This is a genomic window from Hyalangium sp., from assembly GCF_035629615.1.
In the GTDB taxonomy this organism is placed as follows: Bacteria; Myxococcota; Myxococcia; order Myxococcales; family Myxococcaceae; genus Hyalangium.
The window spans coordinates 1-6,476 of record NZ_DASPHO010000795.1; the positions used below are offsets into that span (position 1 = coordinate 1).

Annotated in this window: 6 protein-coding genes; all 6 read left to right on the forward strand. The window is 69.2% G+C overall.

What is annotated here, in order from left to right:
- Nucleotides 1-1,008, forward strand: a 1,008-nt coding sequence (locus VD972_RS39830) for a transcription termination/antitermination protein NusA (RefSeq protein WP_324994279.1), incomplete at its 5' end; no start/stop codon positions are given.
- A gap of 20 nt (nucleotides 1,009-1,028) precedes the next feature.
- The gene (locus tag VD972_RS39835; protein WP_324994281.1) at nucleotides 1,029-1,334 is read left to right on the forward strand and encodes a YlxR family RNase P modulator; all 306 of its coding nucleotides are present in this window, start codon (nucleotides 1,029-1,031) and stop codon (nucleotides 1,332-1,334) included.
- 102 nt (nucleotides 1,335-1,436) lie between these two features.
- The gene (gene infB / locus VD972_RS39840; RefSeq protein ID WP_324994283.1) at nucleotides 1,437-4,544 is read left to right on the forward strand and encodes a translation initiation factor IF-2; all 3,108 of its coding nucleotides are present in this window, start codon (nucleotides 1,437-1,439) and stop codon (nucleotides 4,542-4,544) included.
- A gap of 79 nt (nucleotides 4,545-4,623) precedes the next feature.
- A complete protein-coding gene (locus tag VD972_RS39845; protein ID WP_324994285.1) occupies nucleotides 4,624-5,196 on the forward strand; it encodes a DUF503 domain-containing protein in 573 nt (190 codons plus the stop codon).
- A complete protein-coding gene (gene rbfA / locus VD972_RS39850; protein ID WP_324994288.1) occupies nucleotides 5,193-5,552 on the forward strand; it encodes a 30S ribosome-binding factor RbfA in 360 nt (119 codons plus the stop codon). The genes VD972_RS39845 and rbfA overlap by 4 nt, the downstream gene beginning before the upstream one ends.
- A gap of 34 nt (nucleotides 5,553-5,586) precedes the next feature.
- Nucleotides 5,587-6,456, forward strand: a complete 870-nt coding sequence (gene truB, locus VD972_RS39855; RefSeq protein ID WP_324994290.1) for a tRNA pseudouridine(55) synthase TruB — start codon at nucleotides 5,587-5,589, stop codon at nucleotides 6,454-6,456.
- The last annotated feature ends 20 nt before the right edge of the window (nucleotides 6,457-6,476 follow it).

Sequence of the window (6,476 nt, forward strand, 5' to 3'; positions counted from 1 at the left end):
TCCCGCGCCTCGGTCAACCTCCTCACCAAGCTCTTCGAGATGGAGGTGCCGGAGATCGCCGAGGGCATCGTCGTCATCGAGGCCGCGGCGAGGGAGCCCGGCGGGCGCGCGAAGATCGCGGTCAGCTCGCGGGATTCGGACGTGGACCCGGTGGGCGCCTGCGTCGGCATGAAGGGCAGCCGCGTGCAGGCGGTGGTGCAGGAGCTGCGCGGCGAGAAGATCGACATCGTCCCGTACGACGAGGATCCGGCCCGCTTCGTGTGCGCGGCGCTGGCACCCGCCGAGGTCAGCCGCGTCATCATCGACGAGGCCAACCACGCCATGGAGATGATCGTCCCGGACGACCAGCTCTCGCTGGCCATCGGCCGGCGCGGCCAGAACGTGCGCCTGGCGGCCCAGCTCACCGGCTGGAAGCTGGACATCAACAGCGAGAGCCGCGTGCGCGAGCTGCGCGAGTTCGCCAACCGCTCGCTGGGCGCCCTCCCGGGCATCAACGAGATGCTCATCGAGACGCTCTACGCCCACGGCTTCCGCCAGGCGAAGGACGTGGCCGAGGCCAGCCCTGACGTGCTCTCGCAGATCCCGGGCCTGGATCCCGCGCGCATCCCCGCCATGCAGGAGGCGGCCCGCAAGCAGATGGTGGACGACGCGGCCGAGCTGTCCCGCATGGACCACGAGCGCGAGGCGGCCCGCATCGCCGAGGCCCGCCGTCACCCGGACGAGCTGAACCAGTCCGAGCGCATGGCGCGCGTGCGCGGCCTGGGCGAGAAGACGATCGAGGCGCTTCAGTCCAGCGGCTACAAGACCGTCGAGGACATCGCCAACGAGAAGGATCTCCAGAAGCTCGGTGACGTGCCGGGCGTGGGGATCAAGAAGGCCCGCCAGCTCAAGAGCGCGGCCGAGAACTACCTGGTGGAGGAGGCCAAGCTTCGCGCCGAGCTGAACGCCGAGCGCGGAATGCCTCCTCCCTCCGTGTCCGGGGGCGCGGAAGTCACCAAGTCCCCGTAAGCTGGACCACCGGAGGGGGAATGAGCCCGAGATCCCGTTCCGGTTCGCAGCAGGGCCCTCTCCCCGAAGGGCCTGTTCGCAGCTGTGTGGGCTGTGGTGCCCGAAAGGCACAAGGGGAGTTGACGCGGGTCGCTCTGGACCCGGAGGGGGAGGTGGTGGTGGACAGAGAGAGGCGGTTGCCCGGACGGGGCGCCTACCTCTGCGGTGCCGGATGTCTGACGGCGGCGCTCAAACGGAAGGCCTTCGGGCGGTCATTCCGTGGGAAGGCGGGCAAGGTTGACCCGTTGAAGCTCGGGCAGGCGTGGGAGCCTGGCTCCGGGCCTTGAGCGTGGGGTAGGGGACTGGGTGTTAAGGACCACTCGCGGACATTTTTAGATTAGGGTGCTGCGCCCTCGGGAGTCGGCGGAGCAGAAGGCCAAGCAAAACGTATGTCGAAGAAGCGCGTTCACGAAATCGCAAAAGAGCTCAAGGGCCACGGCATTGAGCTCGACAACAAAGAGGTCGTCACCGAACTCGCGGGGCTTGGCTACGACGTCAAGAGCCACTCGTCTTCGCTCGATGACGATCAGGCCACGGCTGCGGTCCAGAAGATCCTGGAGAAGCGCAAGCCCAGGCAGGCGGCCCCGCCGGTGACGGCCAAGGGCTTTGTGGTGCGCCGCAAGGTGGGCCCGCCCACGGGGGCGTACTCGGACGGGGGGCAGGAGGCGTCACAAGCGCCCGAGTCTTCCTCCGCTGCGTACCAGGGTGAGCCCGCTGCCGAGGCTGCCCAGCCTGAGGACACTGCCGCCGAGGCTCCGCGGGCTGCTCAGCCAGAGCCTGCTGCCGCCACCGAGGCGCCCTCGGGGGCTCAGGCCGAGCCCGCTGCCGCCGAGGCTCCGCGGGCTGCTCAGCCAGAGGCTGCTGCCGGCTCCGAGGCTCCCAAGGCTGCCGAGCCTGCTGCCGGCTCCGAGGCTCCCAAGGCGGCCCAGCCCGCTGCCGCCGTCGAGGTTCCAGAGGCCGCCGCGCGGCCCGAGGCTCCTGCGGCTCCCCAGGCCGCCACGCCGCCCGCGGCTCCTTCACAGCGCCCCCCGACTCAGGAGAGGTCCCACTTGCCCTCCACTCCGCCTCGTACGTCGGTTCCTCCGACGGTCCGGACGCAGGCCACCGTCATCTCCCGCCCGCCGCAAGGCGGGGGCAGGCCAGGGGGGCCGTCCCAGGGCGGTCGTCCCATGGGTGGCCGTCCGGGTGGACCGGGCAGCCACGGCGGCCGTCCGGGTGGACCGGGCAGCTACAGTGGCCGTCCCGGTGGACCGGGCTCGGGGCCGGTGCGTCCCACCGGTGCCCCGGGTACCATTGGGGCTCAGGGCAGTGCCCAGCCGCAGAACGTCACCATGGTGGGTGGCGTGCCGCACGCCCCGTCGTCCCCCCAAGAGGGGCGCCAGCTGCGGCCCACGGCCACGCAGGCCGTCGTCATCTCGCGCCCGCTCATTCAGGTGCGCCGCGTCACGCCGACCGCCGGCCAGCAGAAGCAGTACCCGATGGCGCCGGGCAAGAAGGCCATCGGCGAGGTGCGCGAGTTCAAGGTCGTCCCGGATCACGCGGGGCGGGGCCGTGAGCTCGTCGACGTCTCCAAGAACAAGGACAAGGCGCCGCGCAAGCGGGGCGGGCCCAACGACACCTCCGTCTCCAAGCAGGAGCTGTCGGACCTGGTCTGGGGCCGCGTCAACATCCCCATCCGTGGCAAGAAGAAGAAGCCCACGAAGAAGGGCGCCAAGACGCAGATCACCCAGATGGCCGAGGAGAAGAAGGTCATCAAGCTCCAGGAGGGCATCTCCGTGTCCGACCTGGGTCAGCGCATGGGTGTGCGCACCTCGGACATCATCAAGAAGCTGATGGGCCTGGGGAAGATGGCCACCGCCAACCAGATGGTCGAAGCCGACACGGCGGAGCTCATCGCCACCGAGTACGGCTGGAAGGTGGACAGGGTGGGCTTCGAGGTGGAGGACTACCTGCCCGAGACGGTGGCCAAGCCCGAGGACGAGCGCACTCGCCCGCCGGTCGTCACCGTCATGGGCCACGTCGACCACGGCAAGACGAGCCTGCTGGACGCCATCCGCGCCGCCAACGTGGCCTCGGGCGAGGCCGGCGGCATCACCCAGCACATCGGCGCCTACAGCGTCACCACGGCGCGCGGGGACATCACGTTCCTCGACACGCCGGGCCACGAGGCCTTCACGTCCATGCGCGCCCGTGGCGCCAACGTGACGGACGTGGTCATCCTGGTGGTTGCGGCGGATGACGGTGTGATGCCCCAGACGGTGGAGGCCATCAAGCACGCCAAGGCGGCTGAGGTTCCCATCGTCGTCGCCATCAACAAGATGGACGTGCCGGGCGCCAACCCGGACCGCGTGAAGAAGGACCTGGCCAGCCAGGAGCTGGTGCCCGAGGAGTGGGGCGGCGACACCATCATGGTGCCCGTGTCCGCCAAGCAGAAGATGGGCCTGGACCTGCTGCTGGAGAACGTCGTCCTCCAGGCCGAGGTGCTCGAGCTGACGTCCAACCCCAGCCGTCCGGCGGTGGGCGCCATCATCGAGGCCAAGCTGGATCGCGGCCGTGGCCCCGTGGCCACCGTGCTGGTGCAGGAGGGCACGCTGCGGCTGGGCGACGCCATCGTCACCGGCACCCACTACGGCCGCGTGCGCGCCATGAACAACAGCCGCGGCGAGCAGGTGAAGGAAGTGCTCCCCGGCTACTGCGCCGAGGTCATCGGCCTGTCGGGTGTGCCCACCGCGGGTGACGCCATCAACGTGGTGGCGGACGAGAAGGCGGCCAAGCAGATCGCCGAGCACCGCGCCATGAAGGAGCGTGCGTCCGATCTCAGCAAGGTCAGCCGCGAGACGCTGGAGCAGCTCTTCGCCAAGACCAAGGCGGGCGGCGGTCCCAAGGAACTGCGCGTCGTCATCAAGGCGGACGTGCAGGGCTCGGCGGAGGCCGTCAAGCAGGCCTTGACCAAGCTGACTGGCCCCAAGGTGCGAGTGGAGATCATCGACACCGGCGTGGGCGCCATCACGGAGTCGGACGTCATGCGCGCGGCCGCCTCCAAGGGCCTGGTGGTGGGCTTCAACGTGAAGCCGGAGTCTGGCGCGGAGTCCGCGGCCAAGGCTCAGGAAGTCGCGCTGCAGACCTACAGCATCATCTACGAGCTCATTGATGGTATTCGCACGGCCATGGAGGAGCTGCTGGAGCCCATCCGCACCGAGCGGAAGCTGGGGCGTGCCGAGGTCCGCAACACGTTCAACGTGCCGAAGCTGGGCACCATCGCCGGTGCGGCGGTGCTGGACGGTGTCATCAAGCGCGGCGCCTTCGTGCGGCTCATGCGCGAGAACAAGCAGCTCTTCGCCGGGAAGATGGCGTCCCTCAGGCGCTTCAAGGACGACGTCAAGGAAGTGGCTCAGGGCTTCGAGTGCGGTATCGGCATCGAGAACTTCAATGATCTCAAGGCCGGCGACATCATCGAAGCCTACGAGATCGAGGAGACTCGGCAGAGCCTGACCTAGGCCCTCGGCTGCCTTCGGAGCTGTCCACCGTTGGCCCCGGCGGCCGGCCCAAGCGCCGCCGCCGGGCAGAGGGACCCTCATGTTCGTCTGTGTCGCACGCCTCACCCTGCAGATTCCCGACTCTGGCTCGCTCAAGGCCAAGCGCCAGGTCCTCCGCAGGGTGACGGAGCGGGTGAAGGCCCGCTTCAACGTCGCCGTGGCCGAGGTGGAAGATCAGGACCTCTGGCAGAAGGCCTCTATCGGCCTGGCCGTGATAGGCAACGAGCGCCGCCACGTGGATGAGCAGATGGAGAAGATCATCCACTTCGTGGAGGAGATGTACATCGCCCCCCTGATGAACCGGGAGAAGGAGATCCTGGCCTTCGGGGACCAGCTCTTCAGCCACGAGCTGCCGCGTGAGGCCCCGGCGGCTGACGAGGAGGAGACGGAAGGCGAGCCGCAGGGCTTGAGCCCCGAGGAGCTGATTGCCAGCTTGAACCGCGGGGAGCGCTCCATGGCCGAGGCCGAGGGAATGGCGGATTGGGAGCGCCGGCACGAGGGCCGGGAGAGCGTTGGCAAGCCCGCGCCCGCCGGCGGGGGCTCTTTGTCGCTGGATGAAGCCCGGGCGCGCGCTCGCAACCTGCGCAACCCCCGGGACTGGGAGAAGAAATGACGACGCATTCTCGACCGGAGCGCGTGGGCCAGGAGATCCAGGCCGCCATCGGCCAGATCCTCGCCCGCGGCGAGCTGAGAGACCCGCGCATCGGCTTCATCACCATCACCGGTGTGAAGGTGTCGCCGGACCTGCGCGTGGCTCGCATCTTTTATTCGATGATTGGCACGCAGAAGGAGCGGGAGGAGACGCAGAAGGGGTTGGACGCCGCCAAGGGCTACGTGCGACGCGAGGTGACGTCCGCCGTGAACCTGCGCGTCTCCCCCGAGATCTTCTTCAGCTTCGACGAGTCCGTGGGGGAGGGAGACAAGATCGACCGGCTCCTGCGAGAGGTCCGCGAGAAGGAGGGCTGGTAACCGCGCCTCGCGGCATCCATGATGTGAGTCGGCCATGGACGGTGTCCTCGTCATCGACAAGCCCTCGGGGCCCACTTCCTTCGACGTGGTGCGGCAGGTGCGCGCGCTGCTGAAGGTGAAGAAGGCTGGGCACACCGGCACCCTGGACCCCATGGCAACGGGAGTGCTGCCGATCTGTCTCGGGGAGGCCACCAAGGTGGCCGGCTTCATCACCGAGGGCGACAAGGCCTACGAGGCCACCGTGCGCCTGGGCGTGGAGACGGACACCCAGGATGCCCAGGGCAAGGTGCTGGCCGAGGCGCCGGTGCCACCCCTGACGGCCACCCTGCTGGAGACGGCGCTCGCGCCCTTCCGAGGCACCCTCGAGCAGGTGCCGCCCATGTACTCGGCGGTGAAGGTAGCCGGGAAGAGGCTGTACGAGCTGGCCCGCGCAGGCGAGGAAGTGGAGAGGGCCAGCCGCCAGGTGACTGTCTATGAGTTGACGCTCCGGGACTTCTCCTCCAACACGGTGCGGCTCTCGGTGCGCTGCTCCAAGGGCTTCTTCGTCCGCACGCTGGCGTACGATCTCGGCCGAGTGCTGGGCTGTGGAGCGCACCTGGAGGCGCTGCGCCGCACCGTGAGCGGGCCCTTCATCCTGGCCCAGGCGCTGCCACTGGCGGACCTGCCGGCGCTGGTGCAGGACCGGGCGGCGGTGGCTCGCAAGCTGCTGCCCCTCTCCGAGGCGCTGTCCCACCTGCAAGAGCTGCGGGTGAGCGCGGCCGAGGCTGCCCGGGTCATCCACGGCGTGCCGCTGGAGGCTCCGCCCCTGCCGGGCCGCATCCGCGTGCTCGGGCCGGACGGGGGGGTGCTGGCCGTAGCCGAAGTGGTGAAGGGCCGGCTGAGCTACCTCCGCGTGCTCGCCTGACTGGGGAGCGCGTGGCCCGG